The 23,062-nt window shown below is 44.6% G+C and carries 18 protein-coding genes and 3 rRNA genes; 13 read left to right on the top strand and 8 right to left on the bottom strand.

What is annotated here, in order from left to right; all coding sequences use genetic code 11:
• Positions 1-32: 32 nt before the first annotated feature.
• On the bottom strand, positions 33-452 hold the full coding sequence (locus NFI81_RS22415; protein ID WP_234615710.1) for a cytochrome B: 420 nt from the start codon (positions 450-452) through the stop codon (positions 33-35).
• A 106-nt stretch (positions 453-558) separates the two neighbouring features.
• On the opposite strand from NFI81_RS22415, the gene NFI81_RS22410 reads away from it, so the two are divergent.
• The 3 genes from NFI81_RS22410 (at position 559) to NFI81_RS22400 (ending at position 2,026) form a co-directional block, all read left to right on the top strand.
• On the top strand, positions 559-861 hold the full coding sequence (locus NFI81_RS22410) for a DUF4286 family protein (RefSeq protein ID WP_234615709.1): 303 nt from the start codon (positions 559-561) through the stop codon (positions 859-861).
• A gap of 227 nt (positions 862-1,088) precedes the next feature.
• Positions 1,089-1,466, top strand: a complete 378-nt coding sequence (hpf, locus tag NFI81_RS22405) for a ribosome hibernation-promoting factor, HPF/YfiA family (protein ID WP_234608342.1) — start codon at positions 1,089-1,091, stop codon at positions 1,464-1,466.
• 146 nt (positions 1,467-1,612) lie between these two features.
• A complete protein-coding gene (locus NFI81_RS22400; protein ID WP_234615708.1) occupies positions 1,613-2,026 on the top strand; it encodes a MaoC family dehydratase in 414 nt (137 codons plus the stop codon).
• Between the two features lie 43 nt (positions 2,027-2,069).
• Here NFI81_RS22400 and NFI81_RS22395 read toward each other — a convergent pair whose 3' ends face one another.
• The gene (locus NFI81_RS22395; RefSeq protein WP_234615707.1) at positions 2,070-2,252 is read right to left on the bottom strand and encodes a BF3379 family histone-like protein; all 183 of its coding nucleotides are present in this window, start codon (positions 2,250-2,252) and stop codon (positions 2,070-2,072) included.
• Between the two features lie 254 nt (positions 2,253-2,506).
• On the bottom strand, positions 2,507-3,778 hold the full coding sequence (locus NFI81_RS22390; protein WP_234615706.1) for an aminotransferase class I/II-fold pyridoxal phosphate-dependent enzyme: 1,272 nt from the start codon (positions 3,776-3,778) through the stop codon (positions 2,507-2,509).
• Positions 3,779-3,965: 187 nt separating this feature from the next.
• Between NFI81_RS22390 and NFI81_RS22385 the strand changes: the two genes are divergently transcribed.
• From NFI81_RS22385 to NFI81_RS22370, 4 genes are all read left to right on the top strand, one after another.
• Positions 3,966-5,471, top strand: a complete 1,506-nt coding sequence (locus NFI81_RS22385) for an acetyl-CoA carboxylase biotin carboxylase subunit (protein ID WP_234615705.1) — start codon at positions 3,966-3,968, stop codon at positions 5,469-5,471.
• Between the two features lie 193 nt (positions 5,472-5,664).
• Positions 5,665-6,714 (top strand): tRNA preQ1(34) S-adenosylmethionine ribosyltransferase-isomerase QueA, encoded by a 1,050-nt coding sequence (gene queA, locus NFI81_RS22380; RefSeq protein ID WP_234615704.1) that lies wholly within the window; start codon positions 5,665-5,667, stop codon positions 6,712-6,714.
• Positions 6,715-6,799: 85 nt separating this feature from the next.
• Positions 6,800-7,474 (top strand): 2-C-methyl-D-erythritol 4-phosphate cytidylyltransferase, encoded by a 675-nt coding sequence (locus tag NFI81_RS22375; RefSeq protein WP_234615703.1) that lies wholly within the window; start codon positions 6,800-6,802, stop codon positions 7,472-7,474.
• A gap of 35 nt (positions 7,475-7,509) precedes the next feature.
• Positions 7,510-8,586: a winged helix DNA-binding domain-containing protein gene (locus tag NFI81_RS22370; RefSeq protein ID WP_234615702.1), complete on the top strand. Its 1,077-nt coding sequence runs from the start codon at positions 7,510-7,512 to the stop codon at positions 8,584-8,586.
• Here the strand turns inward: NFI81_RS22370 and NFI81_RS22365 are convergent.
• From NFI81_RS22365 to NFI81_RS22345, 5 genes are all read right to left on the bottom strand, one after another.
• Positions 8,583-9,725: an acyltransferase family protein gene (locus NFI81_RS22365; RefSeq protein ID WP_234615701.1), complete on the bottom strand. Its 1,143-nt coding sequence runs from the start codon at positions 9,723-9,725 to the stop codon at positions 8,583-8,585. The genes NFI81_RS22370 and NFI81_RS22365 overlap by 4 nt on opposite strands.
• 118 nt (positions 9,726-9,843) lie before the next feature.
• Positions 9,844-9,955: ribosomal RNA gene (gene rrf, locus NFI81_RS22360) — 5S ribosomal RNA — on the bottom strand.
• A 168-nt stretch (positions 9,956-10,123) separates the two neighbouring features.
• Positions 10,124-12,943: ribosomal RNA gene (locus tag NFI81_RS22355) — 23S ribosomal RNA — on the bottom strand.
• Positions 12,944-13,078: 135 nt separating this feature from the next.
• Positions 13,079-14,578, bottom strand: a 16S ribosomal RNA gene (locus NFI81_RS22350).
• Together the 16S, 23S and 5S rRNA genes form the textbook arrangement of a ribosomal RNA operon.
• 415 nt (positions 14,579-14,993) lie before the next feature.
• Positions 14,994-17,438 (bottom strand): ribonucleoside-diphosphate reductase subunit alpha, encoded by a 2,445-nt coding sequence (locus tag NFI81_RS22345; RefSeq protein ID WP_234614919.1) that lies wholly within the window; start codon positions 17,436-17,438, stop codon positions 14,994-14,996.
• Between the two features lie 449 nt (positions 17,439-17,887).
• On the opposite strand from NFI81_RS22345, the gene NFI81_RS22340 reads away from it, so the two are divergent.
• The 6 genes from NFI81_RS22340 (at position 17,888) to rimK (ending at position 23,054) form a co-directional block, all read left to right on the top strand.
• Positions 17,888-18,799, top strand: coding sequence for a sugar phosphate isomerase/epimerase family protein (locus NFI81_RS22340; protein WP_234614920.1), 912 nt, complete (start codon positions 17,888-17,890; stop codon positions 18,797-18,799).
• 130 nt (positions 18,800-18,929) lie between these two features.
• Positions 18,930-19,184 (top strand): type B 50S ribosomal protein L31, encoded by a 255-nt coding sequence (locus NFI81_RS22335; protein ID WP_233854552.1) that lies wholly within the window; start codon positions 18,930-18,932, stop codon positions 19,182-19,184.
• 122 nt (positions 19,185-19,306) lie between these two features.
• Positions 19,307-20,503 carry a putative sugar nucleotidyl transferase gene (locus NFI81_RS22330; RefSeq protein ID WP_234614921.1) on the top strand — a complete coding sequence of 399 codons (1,197 nt, stop codon included), beginning with the start codon at positions 19,307-19,309 and terminating at the stop codon, positions 20,501-20,503.
• A gap of 33 nt (positions 20,504-20,536) precedes the next feature.
• Positions 20,537-21,655 carry a DNA polymerase III subunit gene (locus NFI81_RS22325; RefSeq protein ID WP_234614922.1) on the top strand — a complete coding sequence of 373 codons (1,119 nt, stop codon included), beginning with the start codon at positions 20,537-20,539 and terminating at the stop codon, positions 21,653-21,655.
• Entirely contained in the window at positions 21,652-22,122 is a 471-nt protein-coding gene (locus tag NFI81_RS22320) for an ATP-dependent zinc protease family protein (RefSeq protein WP_234614923.1), read from the top strand. Before NFI81_RS22325 ends, NFI81_RS22320 begins: the two co-directional genes overlap by 4 nt.
• A 29-nt stretch (positions 22,123-22,151) precedes the next feature.
• Entirely contained in the window at positions 22,152-23,054 is a 903-nt protein-coding gene (gene rimK / locus NFI81_RS22315) for a 30S ribosomal protein S6--L-glutamate ligase (protein WP_234614924.1), read from the top strand.
• Positions 23,055-23,062: the final 8 nt, after the last annotated feature.

Genomic DNA, 23,062 nt, shown 5'->3' with positions numbered 1-23,062 from the left:
AAAGCCTTTTAACCAAAATTCAATGTTCCTGATCAGAACCAGCCGGAGCCGAGGTTTCTGAAAGGCCAGGGAATAGCCACCAGTATAATGATCAAGCCCATTGTGTAAAAGTAAAGCACCGTTCTATGCTTGGCTGGGCCAGACAGTTTCTTCGACCTTATTCTTCCTACCGTAATCAGCACGATGGCGATCAGCATCATGAATATGTGCTCGATCGAATAGAAACGAAAAACCTTCTCGCTGATCAGATCAAAATTCACTTTCGCGCTCATGGTATAAAGGATCAGCCCGAGCAGCAACTGCGTATGTGTTGCAATGAATGCGAACAGATATATCTTGCTATCGCCCGAAGCGCCTTTCTGCCAATTAGAATAAGCAGTAAATATCGCGGCAATCAAGAGTGCCAACACTACATAACGGAGGCCTGAGTGGGCACGTATAAGCGCGTTCATAATCAATCAGTTTATGGTGAATAAGTAAAAGTATGCAAATGTAACGCTCAATCGGGCATTATGCTTGATATTTGCACAACAAAAAGTCCTAAAAATTTAAAATATCATGATCATATTTAACATTACGATCAACATTAGTTATGCTGCCGAAAAGGATTGGCTGCACTATATGAAGAGCGTCCATATCCCCGAAATCCTGGCCACAAAACTGCCGCTTGAATGCAAACTGCTGCGCTTACTCACTGAGATCGAAAACGAAGGATCGACTTACACGTCCCAATTTTCGTTCCGCACGATGGAAGATTTCTTAGCGTACCAGACCCACTTTCAGGCAGAATTGCAGGAGCGCCATCATGCCCGGTTTAGTGGTCAGTATGTATCTTTTCGGACACTTCTGGAAGAGGCTTGACGGATTATTTCTACACTTTTGAGGTAAAAGAAATATATTCAAAAACAAACCGGTTTACTTGACATTACCCTATTATTTCCCTTTATTTAATATACCGTTAGGATCAAAAATGGTGTTTGGGGGGAGTTCTGAGATTGGGTTGAGTTGATCTGAACTGTATTGGCGACCCCGGCATACATGTTGATAGAACGGTTGTAAAATATGTTTTACCTTAAAACAAAGTGCTTATGAGACTGCAGATGCAAGCAATTCATTTTGACGCCGATCCTAAGTTGTTGAGCTTTATTCAACAAAAATTAGATAAACTTGATACGTTTTATGATCGTATAACCAGCGGAGAGGTGTTTTTGAAATTGGATAAAAGTGACAATGCCAAGTTACAGACCAAACTTCTAGAAGTTAAACTATATGTTCCGGGAGGGACCATGTTTGTGAGGGAGCAAGGGACGACGTTTGAGGAAGCAACTGATTTAGCAATAGATACATTGAAAATGCAGGTTAAGAAATTCAAAGACAAACGTAACAATGCCAGGGCACCGAAGATTATTGAAGGTGTAGCATTAGAAGACGGCGTTACGGTTATAACGGAGGAAACAGAAGAGTAACCAACATATATAAATAGCAAAAGAAGTCGCCCCGATCCGGGACGGCTTCTTTTGTTTATGGGCCAGCCGGCAACACCAAACGGTTCGTTTGCAACAATCGGATAATTGAGCGAATTTTGGGTTTTTCTTACTGTAATAATGATTTTATGAATATTGAACCTGTTGTTGATAGTAGTTTTGAGCAGCCGTTCCGGTTAACCCAGGAGGAAGTCCAACGCTTTGCAGACCTGACCGGGGATAACAATCCGATCCACCTTGACGCCGAATTTGCAGCGACGACTTCTTTCAAAAAGCCGATCATTCATGGCATGCTGGGCGCCACTATTTTTACAAAAGTGTTAGGAACACAATTTCCTGGTTTCGGTTCCATTTATCTGAAACAGACACTGGAATTCCTGCGTCCTATGTTCGTTGAAACGGACTATAAGGCGGTGTTTACCATTAAAACCATTGATGCGGAAAAGCACATTGCGGAAATTTCCACGGAGATTGTGGATGCAACGACGAAGAAAGTGGTCACGCGCGGGATTGCGACGATGATTAATAAAGAGAAGTTCTAAAATAAATAGCCCGGACAGGAATGCCCGGGCCTTTATATCAATGTTATTCGTCTCCTGTGTTCTTTTTGTTTTGAACTTCGGCACGGATATCCTGAGCTAATGTTTTCAGGTCTTGCATTCCTTTACGAACACGTGTTCCAGCTGCCTGGTTGCCTTTTGCATAGAACTTATCGAAATCGCCCTCAAGCGAAAGGATCAAATCTTTAACTTCATCAAATCTTGCCATGTTTGTGTTTGTTTTTTAGTTTAAAAATGCCTTTTACACGCCAAAAACGCATGTTTTGACCGAAATTTAGTAATTAAAAGCATTTCCGCAACCCAAAAAACAAAAAAAAACACTTCTAAAATACAATTAATTAATTGCAAACATATAAACACCTAAAAACCAGACAATTAGATATTATTAAAATTTCAAAATAAAATCAAAAAAAAGAGGGCCTTTTTTAAAAAAGCCCTCAGAAAGCAAATAATGCATATTTCTTATTCTACAACCTCCTGCACATCTTCAATTTGGTAAACCCTGTTTTTAAGTTTGTCTGCCAAAGTTGTGAATGCATTCAACGTATATTCTACATCTTCCAGTGTATGCGCAGCAGTAGGAATGATGCGCAGCATGATCTGACCTTTCGGTACAACCGGATAAACAACGATCGAGCAAAAAACGCCCATGTTCTCGCGTAAATCACGAACCATCCGCGTTACTTCGGGAACACCGCCTTCACTATGAAGGAAAACAGGTGTCACCGGCGATTCCGTTTCACCTATGTTGAAACCTCTTCCTCTTAAACCATCCTGCATCGCCTTCACATTCTCCCAAAGCTTCGTACGCAGCTCAGGCATTGTCTTGATCATCTCCAGGCGCTTGCGGCAACCTTCTACGTATGGCATTGGAAGTGCCTTCGCGTAAGTTTGCGAGCGCATGTTGTATTTGAGGAACATAATGATCTCGGGATCGTCGGAAGCAATGAAACCACCAATAGCAGCCATGGATTTGGCAAATGTTGAGAAGTATAAATCAACCTCCTTTTGCACGCCCAAAAGCTCTCCTACTCCTGCACCGGTCTCACCCATTGTTCCGAAGCCATGCGCGTCGTCTACAAGTAGACGGAAATCATATTTTTTCTTCAGTTCAACGATTGCTTTCAGATCGCCCACCTTACCTGACATACCAAAAACACCTTCGGTAATGACCAGCACGCCGCCTCCTTTTTCATTGGCCAGCTTTGTAGCGCGGATCAGGTTTTTTTCAAGGCTCGCCATATCATTATGGTTGAACTTGTAGTATTCACCCAATTTGGCTTTGTGCAAGCGAATTCCGTCGATCAGACATGCATGCGATTCTGCATCGTAAACAATTACGTCGCGGTGGTCACAAATACATTCAATCGCAGACATTACACCCTGATATCCGTAGTTCAGGAGGAAAGCGTCTTTTTTGCCTACAAATTCAGCCAGTTCTTTCTCAAAAGTCTCATGAAGCGTTGAGTTTCCAGACATCATTCTGGCCCCCATCGGATAGGCCAGGCCCCATTTCGCAGTTGCTTCGGTATCAGCTTGTCTAATTTCCGGATGATTGGCCAATCCCAAATAATTGTTCAGGCTCCAATTCAACACCTCACGACCCATAAATCTCATGCGCGGACCCAACTCTCCTTCCAACATGGGAAAAGAAAAATAGTGGTGACTGTTCAGCATTTTGGCTGGTGTCCCAATGGGACCAGAATTGTTGCGCAATTTCTCGAAAATATCCACTCGCTTTTATTTTATGTGGGTAACCAATTAATACAAAAATGTTAGATAAATGCAAAATTAAAAAATTTGCGCTTACTTTAATACTATGTCAACAATAGGATAAACTGTAAGTTAGCAAAATAATAAACATGCTACTTTTCATAGAGCTCCTCATTTCACAGCTTACCACCAAAATTTGAATCATTTCATGCGCTCAATAAAAAAAATCCTGGTTGCCAATCGCGGGGAAATTGCCTTGCGGATCATGCGGACAGCCCGGGAAATGAACATTGCGACGGTTGCCGTTTTTAGTGAGGCAGACAGGAAATCTCCACACGTGCGCTATGCCGATGAAGCCATATGCATTGGCCCTGCGCCATCTTCGGAGTCGTATTTAAGAGGTGACAAAATAATTCAGGTTTGTAAAGATTTGAACGTTGACGCCATACATCCGGGGTATGGGTTCTTGTCCGAGAATGCAGGCTTTGCTAAAATGGTGCAGGGAGCGGGCATCATTTTCATCGGGCCATCGCCGGAAGCAATTGAGGTTATGGGCAGAAAGCTGGCCGCGAAACAAGCAGCCAGCCAATATAACATTCCAATGGTGCCTGGAACCGAGATGGCTATAACCGACCGTGCAGAGGCCAAAACGCGGGCCAGGGAAATTGGCTATCCGATCCTGATCAAGGCGTCTGCCGGAGGTGGCGGCAAAGGCATGCGGGTGGTTGATAATGAAATCGATTTTGATGAACAAATGGACAGGGCCGTTAGCGAGGCGCAAACTTCTTTTGGCGACGGCTCCGTGTTTATCGAAAAATACATTACATCTCCCAAACACATTGAAATTCAGATACTGGGCGACCAGCATGGCAACATTATCCATTTATTTGAACGGGAATGTTCCATCCAGCGCCGTCACCAAAAAGTGATCGAGGAAGCGCCGTCTATTTCTATCAGCAATGAAACCAGGGTGGAAATGGGACGCTGCGCCATTGATGTGGCCAAATCATGCGGATATTACGGAGCAGGAACAGTCGAGTTTATCCTGGATGAAAAGGGAAACTTTTACTTTTTGGAAATGAACACGCGGCTCCAAGTAGAACATCCTGTTACTGAGGAAATTACAGGAGTTGATTTGGTAAAGCAAATGATCTACATAGCAGAAGGGAAGCCGCTGGCCATCAAACAAAGGGATTTGAGCATTAAACGACATGCGATTGAGGTGCGCGTCTATGCGGAAGACGCCTCCAACAATTTCCTGCCAGACGTTGGAACATTGCATACATACATGAAGCCGGACGGAAACGGGGTCCGTGTCGATGATGGATTTGAACAGGGCATGGATATTCCGATCTATTATGACCCAATGATCGCAAAGTTGATCACTTACGGCGCTGACCGGGAGGAAGCAATTCAGAAAATGACCCGGGCCATTGATGAATATCAAATTTCCGGCGTGCAGACCACATTGCCTTTTTGCAAGTTTGTAATGAATCATCCTGCTTTCGTTTCAGGAGAATTTGATACGAATTTTGTGTCAACTCATTTTCAACCTGAAATGCTGGTTGGAGAAATTAAGGAGGACGCCTTGAAATTAGCAGCCATCATAAGTGCCTCTTTGTTGAAAAAATCGGAGCCGGGAGCCGGGTTTGTAAGTGCCTCTGAAAATAAAAAAGCTTCTTCCTGGAAGCTCCGCAGTCTACGCAATCATTAGCGCTATAAGCTCTTGCATTTTGCCCGAAAATTGCCTACTTTTGCGGTCTTAATTTTTTGGAATGTTGGATTGCATAAAAATTACAGAATTTGGAATAACTATGCAAGTAATCCAGCCCACAACATTTCTTTCATAAGAAGTACACTATTGCCTTATTGGCTCACTACAAAAGAAATTTACAGAATATTCAGCTATGAAGCTATCCGAATTTAAGTTTGATCTCCCCCAAAGTTTAATTGCACTTCATCCCTCAGACCGCGGCGAATCCCGCTTAATGGTTGTCCATCGTAAAACAGGAGAAATAGAACATAAAACCTTTGCTGACCTTATCAACTATTTTGATGACGGCGATGTAATGGCGATTAATGATACCAAAGTATTTCCAGCTCGTCTGTATGGGCAAAAAGAAAAGACCGGCGCAAAAATAGAAGTGTTTCTTTTGCGTGAACTTAACCGTGAAATGCGCCTTTGGGACGTTTTGGTTGATCCGGCACGTAAAATCCGGGTTGGTAATAAACTTTATTTTGGAGACAGCGACCTGGTTGCTGAGGTAATTGATAATACAACATCACGCGGCCGTACGATCCGTTTCTTATATGATGGCGATAATGACGCGTTCATGAAATTGGTCGACGAACTAGGCGAAACGCCGCTTCCTCCCGAAATTATTTCAAGACGTAAAGTTGAAACTTCGGACAGAGAGCGTTTTCAAACCATCTTTGCTGAACACGTTGGTGCAGTAGCCGCTCCGACCGCCGGTATGCACTTTACAAAGGCAATTATGAAGCGCTTAGAGATCAAAGGCGTAAATTTTGCTCCTGTAACATTGCACGTGGGCTTGGGCACATTCCGGACCGTAGATGTGGAGGATCTGACGAAACATAAAACAGATTCAGAAAATTACAGGATCACACAAAGCAGTGCTGACATTGTGAATGCAGCAATTGACAACAAAAAACGCATTTGTGCAGTAGGAACAACTTCATTGAAGGCAGTGGAATCGTCGGTTTCCGCAAGCGGACATTTGAAGGCTGTTGAAGGGTGGACGGATCGGTTTGTATTTCCGCCTTACGATTTCAAAATTGCCACCGCACTATTATCGAACTTCCAGCTTCCTGAGTCAATTTTGCTGATGTCTGCTTGCGCGTTTGGCGGTTTTGACCTTGTGATGAAAGCTTACGACCTCGCTATTAAGGAAAAATATAAGTTTTTCACCTATGGCGATGCGATGCTGATAATTTAAGCTTTAAATAAAAATTCAAGATGGTCATTTGTGGTCAAGGATGTGATTTCCTGATGCATAAATGACCATTTTTTTTATAATTACTATGCAAGAATACGCTATAATTGTTGCGGGAGGAAGTGGGAGTCGCATGAAAAGCGATATTCCTAAACAGTTTATAAAGATCAATGGTCTTCCTATACTAATGCACACCATTAATGCTTTCAGAAAATATTCGGAAACATTAACTATCATCTTAGTGCTTCCCAATGACCAAATGACCTTTTGGACGCAGCTTTGTGAGCATCATTTATTTTCAATCACATATACATTGGTTGCAGGCGGAGACTCCCGCTTTTCCTCGGTTAAGAATGGATTAAGAAGCATTCAGGAGAATAGTGGCCTGGTTGCAGTACATGATGGCGTAAGGCCAATAATCAGCAATGAAATTATTGCCGCAAGTTTTGCAAAGGCTGCTGAAAACGGCAGCGCAGTTACAGGCGTCCCGCTTAAAGATTCTATTAGAAAAGTAGAGACAAATGGTGACAACGCAGCCATGGATAGGAACAACTTCCAAATGATCCAGACGCCACAAACATTTCGCCTGGATTGGATGCGAAAAGCGTTTGAAACGGGTTACAGCGATCAATTCACGGATTGTGCAAGCGTTTTAGAAGCTGCTGCTTACCCGATCCATTTGATTCCCGGATCTTACGAAAATATAAAAATCACTACACCGGAAGACTTGCGGTGGGCGGAAATATATCTGAAAAATGCTTAATTAAGTAAGTTCTTTGAACGGTTACGATCACTAATATGACGCTTGACGAAATCATATTATTGCGCCTTTACAATCAACAGATTTCTCATAACCCGTCCAAATCCCCGGAGGACGTTGTTAGCTGGATGGGCGCTATCCAGGCGCAGGACTATGCAGGTGCAAAATGGTCTTTGGGATTGCGGCTGCCGCATAGCAGGGAGGCAGACATTGATGAAGCGATCGCACGAAGAGCAATTGTGAGAACCTGGCCTATGCGAGGCACATTGCATTTCGTTGCTGCTGACGACGTCAGATGGATGTTAAAACTGCTTACGCCAAGGATCATTTCAGGATCAGCGGGCCGCAATCGTCAGCTGGAATTGGATGAAACAATCTTTAATAAAAGTCATGATTTGCTCGTGAGGGCGATGGAAGGTGGAAAGCAGTTAATGCGAAGCGAAGTGTATGCAATTTGGGAGAATGCCGACATCACGACTGCGGGTCAAAGAGGAATTCATATCATTAATTATCTGGCGCAAAAACAAGTTCTCTGTCACGGCGTTCATAATGAAAAGCAACCAACTTATGCACTGCTGGATGAATGGATTACTGTTTCCAAAAATCTGGAAGGAAAGGAGGCTTTGGCAGAATTAGCATTACGATACTTCAAAAGTCATGGTCCTGCGACGTTAAACGATTTCGTCTGGTGGTCCGGATTAAAGATCTCAGATGCAAAAGAAGGGTTAAATGCTGTTTTGACTATGTTGGAACGGATAGAATTTGACGGTAAAATGTATTGGGTAGAAGCCGGGCGTCCCGAAATTAATGCTGGTCAATCCATCTTTCTACTGCCCGGTTTCGACGAATATATGCTAGGATACACAGACCGGACATTACTATTAGAAGCTCAGCACGCTGGCAAAATAGTGCCTGGTAACAATGGAATGTTCATGCCCACCATCGTCGTGGACGGAAAAGTGAAAGGTCTCTGGAAACGGATTCTAAAAAAAGATAAGATTTCAATCGAAATTTCACCCTTCGAGAAATTTACGAAAGCGAAAATCAAGTTAATTACCACGGAAGCCAAGAAATATGGCAATTATCTTGGCAGGAGCGTTTCGCTCATTGACTAGACTTTTACAAATATTTTATTTCGATAGAGGAAATATAGGAAGAACCAAACGATAACAAATCCTCCCAGCGCGTTAAATACTTCATGCCACTTTTCAGGAGCATACTTGTACAATCCTTCAAAAAGTAGTTTTGAAGAAGCATTGAAATCTATAAACCGAACGGCGAGGTAAATGACTAAGGAATTCATCCCAATCACCTGAAAAAAGAAAGCCCACTTCTTGTAACCTTTCACATCGATAATCCAGTAGAAAGTGGCCAACAGTGTGAATGCCATTCCTGATGTAAGCATAATGAATGAACTCGACCAAAGATGTTTGTTAATCGGAAAAACAAGATTCCAGATCAGGCCAGTAATGATCCCGATAAGTCCGCAAAGGAAAAGTTGCTTCAATTTATCTCTGGTAACCTGACTGCGGAGCAGGATATCACCTGCAATTGTCCCGAATAATGTTAAGCAAATAGCCGGAAACTGAGTTAATAATGCTAACTCATCGTAAGTGCCTTGTTTCAGTTTTCCCGGCATAAAATTTCGGTCAAACCATCCTACCAGATTTCCTTCGAAAGAAAGGTCCCCCGACCCATAGCCTGGAACTGGGATCACAATTAATGCCAAATAGTAGAGTAACAATGTGGAAACCGCAACCCAGATTCTATTTGTAAATGAAAAATTCAGATAAAGAATGGCTCCAATAAATGTTGCAAGGCCTATTCTACCCAAAACACTTCCGTAGCGAATCTGAGCAGGATCAAATAAATCAATGGGTGCATTTTTGTCAAGTATGCCTAATGCAATAAGGATCAACATTCGCTTGAATGTCTTGCTTATCAGCTCAGATTTAGGAATTCCTTTCGAAAGGCCGCTGGTTAAGCTAAAAGATAGTGATGCGCCTGCCAGAAAAAGGAATAAAGGAAAAATGAAATCGTAGAATGTGAAACCATGCCATTCGGGATGAACGAATTGCGCAGAAATGGCGTCGATAGAATCGAACCCTGTCTTTCCTCCCAAAAGATAAATGAAGGCCCCACCTCCTGAAATCATCAGCATATCAAAACCACGGAGCGCGTCCATTGAGGCAAGTCTTTTTACATTGCTTGCCTTTTTATCATCCGTCATCAAATTGACCGAAGCAGTTTCCATAATTCTGAGTTAATTCAGATCAAAAAAGCAGGACGAAGCAGGTTTTTACTTAAATGCAAAATTTCAAGTAGGGCACAAAAAAAGACCATCCTTTTGAGATGGTCTTCATGTAATGGTATTGTGGCGACTACCTACTTTACCAGGTTTGATCCAAGTATCATCGGCGGTTCTGGGCTTAACTTCTCTGTTCGGGATGGGAAGAGGTGAACACCAGGCCAATAGTCACCAACAAGGTCTTTGTTGGTCTTTTGTGATTATGAAGAGGTGAAGCCAGCGTGGCTCCGAACCGTTCCAATAGTCACCAACAAGCTCTTTGAGTGTGTACAATGTTGATTTGTTCAGCATTGTAAATCAATGTCATATTGGAAGTAGAAGAGATCAAAAATATTAAGATGTTAATGTGCAAGCTCTTGGGTAATTAGTACTGCTCGGCTGAATGTATTTCTACACGTACACCTGCAGCCTATCAACGTCGTAGTCTACAACGACCCTTATGTGGAAGATTCATCTTCGGGCTAGTTTCGCACTTAGATGCTTTCAGCGCTTATCTATTCCCCACATAGCTACCCGGCCATGCCACTGGCGTGACAACCGGTTCACCAGCGGTGGGTCCACCTCGGTCCTCTCGTACTAAAGGCAGCCCCCGTCAATCTTCCTACGCCCACCACAGATAGGGACCGAACTGTCTCACGACGTTCTGAACCCAGCTCGCGTGCCACTTTAATCGGCGAACAGCCGAACCCTTGGGACCTTCTCCAGCCCCAGGATGTGACGAGCCGACATCGAGGTGCCAAACCTCCCCGTCGATGTGAGCTCTTGGGGGAGATCAGCCTGTTATCCCCGGCGTACCTTTTATCCTTTGAGCGATGGCCCTTCCATACAGAACCACCGGATCACTATACCCTGGTTTCCCACCTGCTCGACCCGTCGGTCTCACAGTCAAGCCTGCTTGTACTATTGCACTCCACACACGGTTACCAAGCGTGTTGAGCAGACCTTTGGAAGCCTCCGTTACACTTTTGGAGGCGACCACCCCAGTCAAACTACCCACCATGCACGGTCTCCGACTTAGTCGGATTAGATCCCAGGCCAGCGAAGGGTGGTATTTCAACGTTGGCTCCTGAACGCCTGGCGACGCCCACTCACAGCCTCCCACCTATCCTACACATCCCTGACCCGAAAACAATGCAAAGCTATAGTAAAGGTGCACGGGGTCTTTCCGTCCCGTGGCGGGTAAGCGGCATCTTCACCGCTACTACAATTTCACCGAGCTCACGGCCGAGACAGTGCCCAGATCGTTACACCATTCGTGCAGGTCGGAACTTACCCGACAAGGAATTTCGCTACCTTAGGACCGTTATAGTTACGGCCGCCGTTTACTGGGGCTTCGATTCAATGCTTCTCTTGCGATGACATCCCCTCTTAACCTTCCAGCACCGGGCAGGTGTCAGGCCCTATACGTCAACTTTCGTTTTGGCAGAGCCCTGTGTTTTTGCTAAACAGTCGCCTGGGCCATTTCTCTGCGGCCTCTCTTTCGAGTAGGCTCCCCTTCTCCCGAAGTTACAGGGTTAATTTGCCGAGTTCCTTAGCCGTGATTCACTCGAGCACCTTAGAATATTCTTCTCGACTACCTGTGTCGGTTTACGGTACGGGTTGCGTACAGCTGATGTTTCAAAAGCTTTTCTTGGAAGCGTTTTCGTAAGTTCGCTTCGCCCGTAGGCTCTGCTCAACGCACTATTCCGTCAGTACGTACTTACCACAATACTCCGTCACTTTTTCACACTGCATGCAAGGGCAGGAATATTAACCTGCTGTCCATCGAAAATCGCCTGTCGGCTATCCCTTAGGCCCCGCCTAACCCTCCGTTGATTAGCATAGCGGAGGAATCCTTAGTCTTTCGGTGTGCGGATTTCTCATCCGCATTATCGTTACTTATGCCTACATTTGCTTTTCTCACCAGTCCAGCCCAGCTTACGCCAAACCTTCACCCCTGTGAGAATGCTCCCCTACCGATCGTAATAAATTACTATCGCATAGCTTCGGTAATATGCTTGATGCCCGTTTATTATCGATGCCCGCCCCGCTCGACCAGTGAGCTGTTACGCACTCTTTAAATGTATAGCTGCTTCCAAGCTAACATCCTGGCTGTCTCTGCAGTCGGACCCCCTTAGTTCAACTTAGCATATATTTTGGGACCTTAGCTGATGCTCTGGGTTGTTCCCCTCTCGGACTGGGACCTTAGCACCCCAGCCCTCACTGCCGTGTATATCATGCCCCATTCGGAGTTTGTCAGAATTTGGTAGGATTTGACTCCCCCTAGTCCTATCAGTAGCTCTACCTGAACATGACTCAACCACGACGCTGTTCCTAAAAACATTTCGGGGAGTACGAGCTATTTCTCAGTTTGATTGGCCTTTCACCCCTACCCTCAGTTCATCCGAAAACTTTTCAACGTTTACCGGTTCGGTCCTCCACGATGTGTTACCAGCGCTTCAACCTGACCAAGGGTAGATCACCAAGTTTCGCGTCTACAGCCACTGACTAATCGCCCATTTCAGACTCGCTTTCGCTTCGGCTCCTTCACTTCAGTGAATTAACCTTGCCAGTGACCGTAACTCGTAGGCTCATTATGCAAAAGGCACGACGTCACCCGTAGGCTCCGTCCGCTTGTAAGCGCATGGTTTCAAGTTCTATTTCACCCCGCTGCTCGCGGTACTTTTCACCTTTCCCTCACGGTACTAGTTCACTATCGGTCTCTCAGGAGTATTTAGCCTTGGCGGATGGTGCCGCCGGATTCAGAGGGGATTTCTCCGGTCCCCACTTACTCAGGATACTCACTCATATAATGCTCTTACCTGTACGGGATTCTCACCCTCTACGATTGACTTTCCCACGTCATTCCAGTTCAATTATTATACACTCGGTGAGTCCTACAACCCCAGTCTGGCCGTAACCAGGCTGGTTTGGGCTAATCCGCGTTCGCTCGCCACTACTTGCGGAATCACTATTGTTTTCTTCTCCTGCGGGTACTTAGATGTTTCAGTTCCCCGCGTTTGCCCCCCGTAGGGTAATACCACTTCATGGTACTGGGTTGCCCCATTCGGATATCTACGGATCAATTTGTATGTGCCAATCCCCGTAGCTTTTCGCAGCTTATCACGTCCTTCATCGCCTCTGAGAGCCTAGGTATCCCCCATGCGCCCTTAATTCGCTTGCCGATCTTAATTTCTCTCTCTCTTTACTTCTCAATATGTCAATGAACTCGTTATCCGCATTCGGGATATGTAGGCAATACGCGCTTGCGCTTGTATCGCCTCTTCGATGATGGAAGAGAGCAGATCGTTCGTCTCCAGAAAGGAGGTGTTCCAGCCGCACCTTCCGGTACGGCTACCTTGTTACGACTTAGCCCCAGTCGCCGATTTTACCCTAACAGTGTCTTTAACCTACTGCTTCAGGTCTCCCCGACTCCATGGCTTGAGGGCGGTGTGTACAAGGTCCGGGAACGTATTCACCGCGTCATAGCTGATACGCGATTACTAGCGATTCCAGCTTCATAGAGTCGAGTTGCAGACTCCAATCCGAACTGAGAACGGCTTTTTGGGATTGGCATCACATCACTGTGTAGCAACCCTCTGTACCGCCATTGTAGCACGTGTGTTGCCCTGGACGTAAGGGCCATGATGACTTGACGTCGTCCCCTCCTTCCTCTCTGTTTGCACAGGCAGTCTGGCTAGAGTCCCACCATTACGTGCTGGCAACTAACATAGGGGTTGCGCTCGTTGCGGGACTTAACCCAACATCTCACGACACGAGCTGACGACAGCCATGCAGCACCTTCACAACAGCCATTGCTGGCTTACACATTTCTGCGCAATTCTATTGTGATTTAGCCAGGTAAGGTTCCTCGCGTATCATCGAATTAAACCACATGCTCCACCGCTTGTGCGGACCCCCGTCAATTCTTTTGAGTTTCACCGTTGCCGGCGTACTCCCCAGGTGGAGGACTTAACGGTTTCCCTAAGCCGCTGACCCGTGACAGGCCAACAGCGAGTCCTCATCGTTTACGGCATGGACTACCAGGGTATCTAATCCTGTTTGCTCCCCATGCTTTCGTGCCTCAGTGTCAAATAAATCGTAGCCACCTGCCTTCGCAATCGGTGTTCTGGATGATATCTATGCATTTCACCGCTACACCATCCATTCCGGCAGCCTCCAATTCTTTCAAGCTTGACAGTATCAATGGCACCTCAACCGTTGAGCGGCTGTATTTCACCACTGACTTATCAAGCCACCTACGCACCCTTTAAACCCAATAAATCCGGACAACGCTCGCACCCTCCGTATTACCGCGGCTGCTGGCACGGAGTTAGCCGGTGCTTATTCATTCGGTACCGTCACACAAGGACGCATCCCTGCTCTTCTTCCCGAATAAAAGCCGTTTAAACCCTGAGGGCCTTCATCCGGCACGCGGCATGGCTGGGTCAGACTTGCATCCATTGCCCAATATTCCCTACTGCTGCCTCCCGTAGGAGTCGGGCCCGTATCTCAGTGCCCGTGTGGGGATCAACCTCTCAGCTCCCCTATCGATCGTTGCCTTGGTAGGCCGTTACCCTGCCAACTAGCTAATCGAACGCATGCCCATCTCCAACCAATAAATCTTTAACAAATCAGCCCATGAGAACCAAATGTATTATGCGGTATTAATCCGGGTTTCCCCGGGCTATCCCCCAGTTGAAGGTAGGTTGCATACGCGTTACGCACCCGTACGACGGTGACATTGCTGCCCCCTCGCCTTGCATGTATTAAGCCTGCCGCTAGCGTTCATCCTGAGCCAGGATCAAACTCTCCATTGTAAATTTTGTTGTGATCTCTTCCAATTAAGGAAGGACCGAATCTTCTTAAACGAACTATCTTTTTGCTCTCTTCATCATGTCAAAGAACGTTGCTCTGAATCTTTCAGAACTCGTTGTTTAGCCGTCTGCTAAACCGTTGTTCCCGATTGGGAGTGCAAAAGTGCAACATCTTTTTTTATCCCGCAAGTCCTAGACAAAAGTATTTATTAACTTTTTTTTAAGTTTTTCCTAACCAGCTGATAACCAATATTAGTTAACGGAAAAAAATTTTAAATATTTATTCACCCACTTTAATATGCCGATCATCTGCTCAGAACACCGTTTTTACAGATTATAAAAATTCTTTTTTAAATACCACAAAACAAAACGGGCCCTTACATAAAGCAAGGGCCCGTCTTTCAAAACATTTATCCTATTATGAACCACAAGCCTCGCAGCTTTCCGGATCGTCTAGTGAGCATTGCATATCAGCTTTATTGTCCCTGGCAGCAACAGGCTTCGCGTGGTCTTCTGCATATTGAACATAATTCAACTCCTTCTCAGCAACAACAACCGTTGCAGGCTCTATCTGTGGCTCTGCCTGTTTGCTTAATGTGAATTGAACAGGATCCGAAGCCGCGCGTGTACGCAGATAGTACATGCCTGTTTTCAGTCCTTTTTTCCAGGCGTAGAAGTGCATGGAAGTTAGCTTACCGAAATTCGCTTCTTCCATAAAGATATTCAGCGACTGCGACTGGCAGATAAATGCACCGCGATCCGCAGACATATCAAGCAAACTACGCTGCTTAATTTCCCAAGCCGTTTTATAAAGTTCTTTAATGTTCTGCGGAATGTTTGGAATAGCCTGAACGGATCCGCTCGCACGAACAAGGTTATTTTTCATTTCCTCATTCCAAAGCCCGAGCCTTACCAGGTCTTTGAGCAGATATTTATTTACTACCACAAATTCACCCGACAAAACCCTTCTTACATATATATTAGAAGTGAATGGCTCGAAGCATTCGTTGTTACCCAGGATCTGGCTTGTCGAAGCAGTCGGCATCGGCGCTAGCAGCAGCGAGTTGCGGACGCCGTTTTGAATTACTCCTTTCCTCAATTTCCCCCAATCCCAGCGATTGCTGTCCGGAGTTACATTCCACATATCAAATTGGAAAATCCCTTGCGAAATAGGACTTCCAGCCCATGTCTCATACGGCCCAAGCTTTTCAGCCAGTTCCATTGAAGATTCCATGGCACCGTAATAGATGGTTTCAAAAATATCTTTGTTTAGTTGACGCGCTTCATCAGAATCAAATGGCATGCGCATCATACAGAATGCATCTGCTAATCCCTGCACACCAATTCCGATCGGGCGGTGTCTTTTATTGCTTTTTTCCGCTTCCGGGATAGGATAGTAATTCAGGTCAATGATTTTGTTCAGGTTGCGCGTGATCACCTTTGTGATTTCGTACAATTTCTGATGGTCGAAGCGCATGAAACCGTCCGGACCTTGCTCGATGAATTTTGGCAATGCAATTGAAGCGAGGTTACAAACCGCTACTTCGTCCGGCGCTGTGTATTCGATGATCTCCGTGCAAAGGTTCGAGGACTTAATCGTTCCCAGGTTTTTCTGGTTCGATTTGCTGTTCGCATGATCCTTATATAGCATGTAAGGAGTGCCTGTCTCAATCTGCGATTCCATGATCGCAAACCAGAGGTCTTGCGCTTTTATCGTTTTGCGTGCTTTGCCTTCCAGCTCATATCTTTCATAGAGTCTCTCAAAATCCTCACTGTGCGTATCTGAAAGCCCCGGACATTCATGCGGACAGAATAATGACCAGGTGTCATTGGCCTCCACACGTTTCATGAAAAGATCCGGAATCCAAAGCGCATAGAAAAGGTCACGGGCACGTTGTTCTTCTTTTCCGTGATTTTTCTTTAAGTCAAGGAAATCGAAAATGTCAGAATGCCAGGGTTCCATATATATGGCAAAAGAACCTTTGCGCTTTCCACCTCCCTGATCCACATATCTTGCCGTATCATTAAATACGCGAAGCATTGGGACTATGCCATTGGACTGACCATTTGTTCCTTTAATATAAGTCCCCGTTGCGCGCACATCATGAATGCTCAAACCGATTCCGCCAGCCGATTGCGAAATCAACGCACAATTCTTGAGCGTATCGTAAATTCCATTAATGCTGTCCTCCTTCATGGTCAACAGGAAGCAAGAAGACATTTGCGGTTTCGGCGTTCCGGCATTAAACAATGTAGGCGTTGCATGGGTAAACCATTTTTCAGAAAGCAAATGATAGGTTTCAATCGCGGCTTGCACATCATCCTGGTGAATCCCAATCGCAACACGCATCAACATATGTTGGGGTCTTTCTACGATTTTTCCGTCAACCTTTAATAGGTAAGACTTTTCAAGCGTTTTATAACCGAAATAATCATAGGCATAATCGCGGTCATATATAATGGTAGAATCTAGAAGAGAAGCATTTTGGCGGATAACTTCATATACATCCCTGGCGATCAACGAAGCATTTTCACCTGTTTTGCCATCAACATATGTATAAAGGCGTTTCATCGTAGCTGAAAACGACTTTAATGTATTTTTATGGAGATTTGAGATCGCAACACGGGCAGCCAGAATCGCATAATCAGGGTGCTTGGTGGTCATCGATGCCGCTGTTTCAGCAGCGAGGTTGTCCAGTTCCGCGGTGGTTACTCCGTCGTAAATGCCGGATACAACCTTTTTAGCGACTTCTACGGGCTGAATATAATTCGTATCAAGCCCATAGCTCAATTTCTCGATTCGCGCGGTTACCTTATCGAACTTGACCGATTCCCGGCGCCCGTCGCGCTTTATTACATACATTGACATGTTTAATAAGTTGTTTTGAAGGAAGTTAGTGATGAGCTTTATCTGTGATCTTTAATGGAAGCAGGACTTAAATTCTCCTGAAATAACATTAAAAATATCACATTCACAACCAGTATTGTTACCCGGTTTTCGGGTTTATAGGGATAATCCAAATTGTAAAATTGTTAATATTCTAAAAGCTAGGTAATTAAGATTTATTAACATTAAAATGGCGCTCAAAAAAAATTTACAAAAAATTAATGCTAAAAATTTGTAAACATTTTTATTCTATAAAAATACCAGGTCTTTGCTAAATAGAATCAATATCATGAATATCAGCTTGTTATAACAGGAGAATTATTTAAATTTATTCTAAACAAGTAAACTTTATATTTTCTGAAATAGTCAACAAATTATAAGCTGCTACATAAACTCATTTCAATACTGATCAAAACTAGTACATTATGACTAAGTTAATCGATTCGACGTCCCGCCGGAATTTCATTAAAACCTCTTCGGGAATCATTACTGGCCTTGCGGCCGGACTTGCGGTGCCTGAGATACTGTTTGCTAAAAATATTGGGCCCGGCTATTCCTTGCAGCTCGGTGTTTTTGCAGCTTATGACAAGGCCGATTATCTGAGAGAGTCGGGTTGTACATATATAGAGGAGTCGGTTGGAAACTTCCTGATCCCAAAAGATGGCGATGCGCAGTATGCTAAAAATCTGCAACTGCTTCATGCAGAGAAGTTCCCCATCAAATCATACGTGATATTACTTCCGGGAAGTTTGAAAACTTTGGGTCCCGATGCCAATCATCAAGCGATTCTGGAAAGAACGGATCTCGTTTTGAAGCGCGCGAAAGAATGCGGCTCTCAATATGTTGTGTTTGGAAGCGGTGCTTCACGCATTATCCCGGAAGGTTTTGATCGTGACAAAGCCAAGGCGCAGCACATTGAACTGACCAAGAAAATGGCGCCTTTGGCTGAAAAATATGCCGTTACTATTGCTGTGGAGCCATTAAACCGCGGTGAGACTAATTTCATTAATAGTCTGGCCGAAGGCGTTGAGATCGTTGATGCGGTCAAAAGCCCCAAAGTGAAGTTGTTATGCGATATTTTCCATATGTTAAAAGAGGACGAATCGCCGGACGAAATCGTAAAATTTGGCAAACACATTGTGCATTGCCACATTGCCGAAAAGGAAAACCGCACGCCTCCGGGAGTAAAAGGAGACGATTTCAGGCCGTATCTGAGTGCCTTGAAAAAGATCGGCTACAAAGGCGGTTTGTCCATTGAATGTTTTGTTTACACCGATTTTGATAAGGAAGCGCGCAGGGGCGTGGAAGTGCTGAAACAGCAATTGAGTGAAGTTTAATCACTTACAGATTCCGAGATCAAATTTTTATCGAAAAGATAGCCTCCCATTTCTTGGTTTACTAAATTAGAATTTTTACTTTTGCAATCCTTTTTGAGAATTGTATCGAAACACATAATACCATATACCAATGAAAAAAGACATTCATCCCAATTATAGAGACGTAGTTTTCTGGGATCTATCTAGCGATTTTAAATTCATTACGCGCTCTACCATAGAAACCAGCGAAAACATCACTTGGGAAGATGGCAAATCTTATCCGGTTTATAAAGTGGAGGTTTCTTCTCAGTCGCACCCTTTCTACACAGGTAAAAATGTACTTGTAGATACTGCTGGCCGTGTGGACAAGTTCAGAAAACGTTACGGAGCACAGAAGGAAGCTTAATCAGCGCTTTCCATACCGAAATTAAAAGAAGCAGTCTCTTGTAAAATGTACAAGAGACTGCTTCTTTTTTTGCCCTAACCAAAAAAATGGGCGAACTTTGGCCCCACATACTAGCATCACTTATGCCTACAATTATTCTGTTTGACGATCCCGCAATCCGACTTCAACTTTTACCATTTACATATACCAGACCGGTTTCCGCAATTCGCTGTGGAATAAGTAAAATTTCCGAAAAGTGGAGCCTGTGGCTTGATATTGCTGTATCATACCAAACCTCTGACTATCTAGCAGCGGCATTCCCAATGTTGACTTCTTACGATAGCATTTATATCAATGGTGCCCTTTGCCCCGATGCCGGACTTGTTGAAGCAATCGAAAATTTGCCTTCCCAATCAGCGCTGATTTCCGGTGATGACATACTTGCAATCAGATGCAACGAGCTCTGGAAGCCTGATATGGGCATTTCAAGCTATGAGCCCCAACATTATTCCGGCTCATTTACATTGATCCGAAACGTTTGGGACATATTTGCATTCAATGGTGAGCAGATAGAAACCGATTTCGTAAAAATAACAGCGAACAAAATTTCAGAGCCACTTATCGATCCTTTTACCCATTGTTATAACCTCGAAAATATCTTTATTGAAAAAGGTGCTGTGATAAAAGCCTCTATTCTAAATGCTGAAAAGGGACCGATATACATTGGAAAAGATGCATTGATTCAGGAAGGCTCCATGATTCAGGGGCCGTTTTCAATTGGGGAAGGCAGCGTGCTGGCACAGGGAACTAAAATTCGTCCTAACACAACCGTCGGGCCGTTTAGCAAGCTGGGCGGCGAAGTAAGTAACTGTGTTTTATTTGGTTATAGCAACAAAGGGCATGACGGTTATTTGGGCAATTCCGTGTTGGGTGAATGGTGTAACCTGGGAGCGAACACCAATAATTCAAATTTGAAAAATGATCATGGAAACGTAAAACTGCATAGTTATGCAACCAATGATCTGATTGACACGGGTTTACGATTTTGCGGATTAATGATGGGCGATTATTCCAAAGCCGGAATTTCAACCATGTTCAACACAGGCTCAGTGGTTGGCGTAAGTGTGAATGTGTTCGGCGCCGGATTTCAGGCGAAACACACGCCTTCATTTTCCTGGGGCGGCAATGCGGAAGGATTTACAGAATACAGATTTCAAAAAGCGCTGGATGTCGCAAAAGACACTGTGAGCCGTCGCAATCTCACATTTGGAGAGCATGACGAACAGATTTTAAGATCTGTATTTGAACAAACGCAGCAACAGCGTGACTTTGAATGTTAATGCCATTAATTCATTTTAGATAAATCATCCACCGTGCTTTTCAGAGAAATACCGGGACTTGAACACATAAAATCAACGTTAAGGCGCTCGGTTAAGAATAGCCATTTGGCTCACGCACAGCTGTTTGATTCTCCGGCGGGCGGAGGCGGCCTTGCACTTGCCCTGGCATTTGCAACGTATATTAATTGCGAAAATAAAAGCGATGAAGACGCTTGCGGCGTATGCGCATCATGTGCAAAGATGGCTAAGCTGATCCATCCTGATTTTCACTTCATATTCCCCATTGCAACCTCCAAAAAAGTTGACGGAAAAACCAGCGAGGCCTTTCTAAGCTTATGGCGAACGTTTTTACTGGAAAACCCCTACCGCATTCTTCCCGAATGGCTCGACCATATCAGTGCAGAAAATAAGCAGGGAAACATTGCTGTGGAAGAAGCGCGCGGAATTTTGAGGAAATTATCCGTGAAGGCTTATGAAGGCGAATATAAAATTCTGCTGATCTGGAAACCAGACATTATGAATGCTGCTTCCTCCAATGCAATTTTGAAAATTCTCGAAGAACCACCTGAAAAGACGCTATTTTTACTTGTTAGCGACCAGTCAGACAAGTTGTTGACGACCATTATTTCCAGGACGCAACGCATTAACATCCCGGCATTTTCGGATGAGGAAGTGCGCTATTTTTTGAAACTACAACAAGTAACCGACACCGCAGCTAATCAAATCGCATATTTGTGCGACGGCAATTTGTCCGAAGCATTGAAATTGGTCCAGGACGCTGAGGATGACCGGTCCGGCTGGTTTGCGGCGTGGATGCGTTCCTGCTATAAATATGACATTTCACACTTGGTAAAATTGGCTGATAATTTTGATGTGATGAACAAAGAGAAGCAGAAAGGCCTTTTAGAATATGCACTGAGGCTTTTCCGTGACATGCTCATATGGAGTCACGGTGCGGGCGAGCTTTTGCGCGTGCCTGAGGAAGAGCTGACTTTTGTCCAAAACTTTTCAAAAACAGTTAACTTTGATTCACTCGAAAAAATGATTGAAGAAGTAAATCTGGCGTATTATCATATGGAACGGAATGTGCGGGCAAAAATGGTTTTTTTGGATTTGTCGCTTACTGTTGCGCAGTTCTTTCAACGCAGATGAAGCAAACACTGGACATTATCGGCGCAACAGACATTGTGGATTTGCCGGAGCTGGGCTGGTTCGATGTGCCGGTCCGCATTGACTCGGGTGCAACCACTTCTGCCATACATTGTTCGCGGGTCCGGTTGATTAAGGATGGCGACCAGCCGCAATTGTGTTTTTATTTGGATACAAAAAAAGGTGCACCTCAACAATCCTTCACAGTTACAGACTTTAAAGAGACCATTGTCCGGAACTCCTCGGGAAAAGAAGAAAAACGTTATGTGATCAAAACGAAGATCACCATCTTTGGTAAAAAAATCCGGACAGAGTTTTCACTTGCCAACCGGCGTAAAATGAAATATCCGATCCTGTTAGGACGGAAACTGCTGAACAAGCGGTTTCTGGTCGATGTTTCACAGAAAGATTTATCTGCTGCAAAGCGTTCCAAGGCATCTCATCGTTCTCACGCCAGACACCAATCCTGAATTTTCCCCATTTATTTTTTATTATTTATATGAAAATCGCCGTATTATCCACCAATCCCGACCTTTATTCAACAAAGCGTCTGGTGGAGGCAATTAAACAACGAGGTCATCAGGCAGTGGTTATCGACCATGTGAAATGCTTTGTGATGATTGAAGGGGGAAAACCGACCATTATTTATAAAGGAAAACCGATCACCGGAATCGACGCTGTTATTCCTCGAATCGGCACGTCCGTGAATGCTTTCGGCTGTGCGGTCGTGCGGCAATTGGAGTTGATGAAAGTGTTTACGACGGTAAAATCACAAGCGATTCTTCGTTCGCGGGATAAATTACGTAGCATGCAAGTGCTGGCAAAATCAGGCGTTGACATTCCAAAAACCGTTTTTGCCAAAAATCCGGCTCAGGTTAATGAGCTGATCCATATGGTAGGCGGACCGCCGGTGATCATTAAGTTATTGGAAGGAACCCAAGGTGTCGGTGTGGTTTTAGCGGAAACTATTAAAGCTGCAAAATCAACAATTGAGGCTTTTTATGGATTGAAGGCTAATTTTTTGATCCAGGAATACATTGCAGAATCCAAAGGAGCCGACATTCGCGCATTTGTCATTGGTAACAAAGTTATTGCGGCCATGAAGCGGCAAGGTGCAGAAGGCGATTTTCGTTCTAACCTGCACCGCGGGGGCGAAGGACATTTGATCGAGCTCACCGAAGAAGAAGAGCACACAGCCATTTCCGCCGCCAAAGCATTGGGCGTCAGGATCGCAGGTGTGGATCTTTTGCAATCAGAGCGCGGGCCCCTCGTCATGGAAGTCAATTCTTCCCCCGGCCTCCGCGGTATCGAAGAAGTAAGTGGAATCGATATCGCATCTCTGATTGTTGCTTATATAGAAGATAAGATTGTTACGGACGAAGGGGATACGGTTGGGGTTTGAAATAAGAA

Source organism: Dyadobacter fanqingshengii (genome assembly GCF_023822005.2).
Classification (GTDB): Bacteria; Bacteroidota; Bacteroidia; order Cytophagales; family Spirosomataceae; genus Dyadobacter; species Dyadobacter fanqingshengii.
The sequence above is the reverse complement of the archived record's forward strand: the minus strand, read 5'-3'. Positions and strand labels throughout refer to the sequence as shown.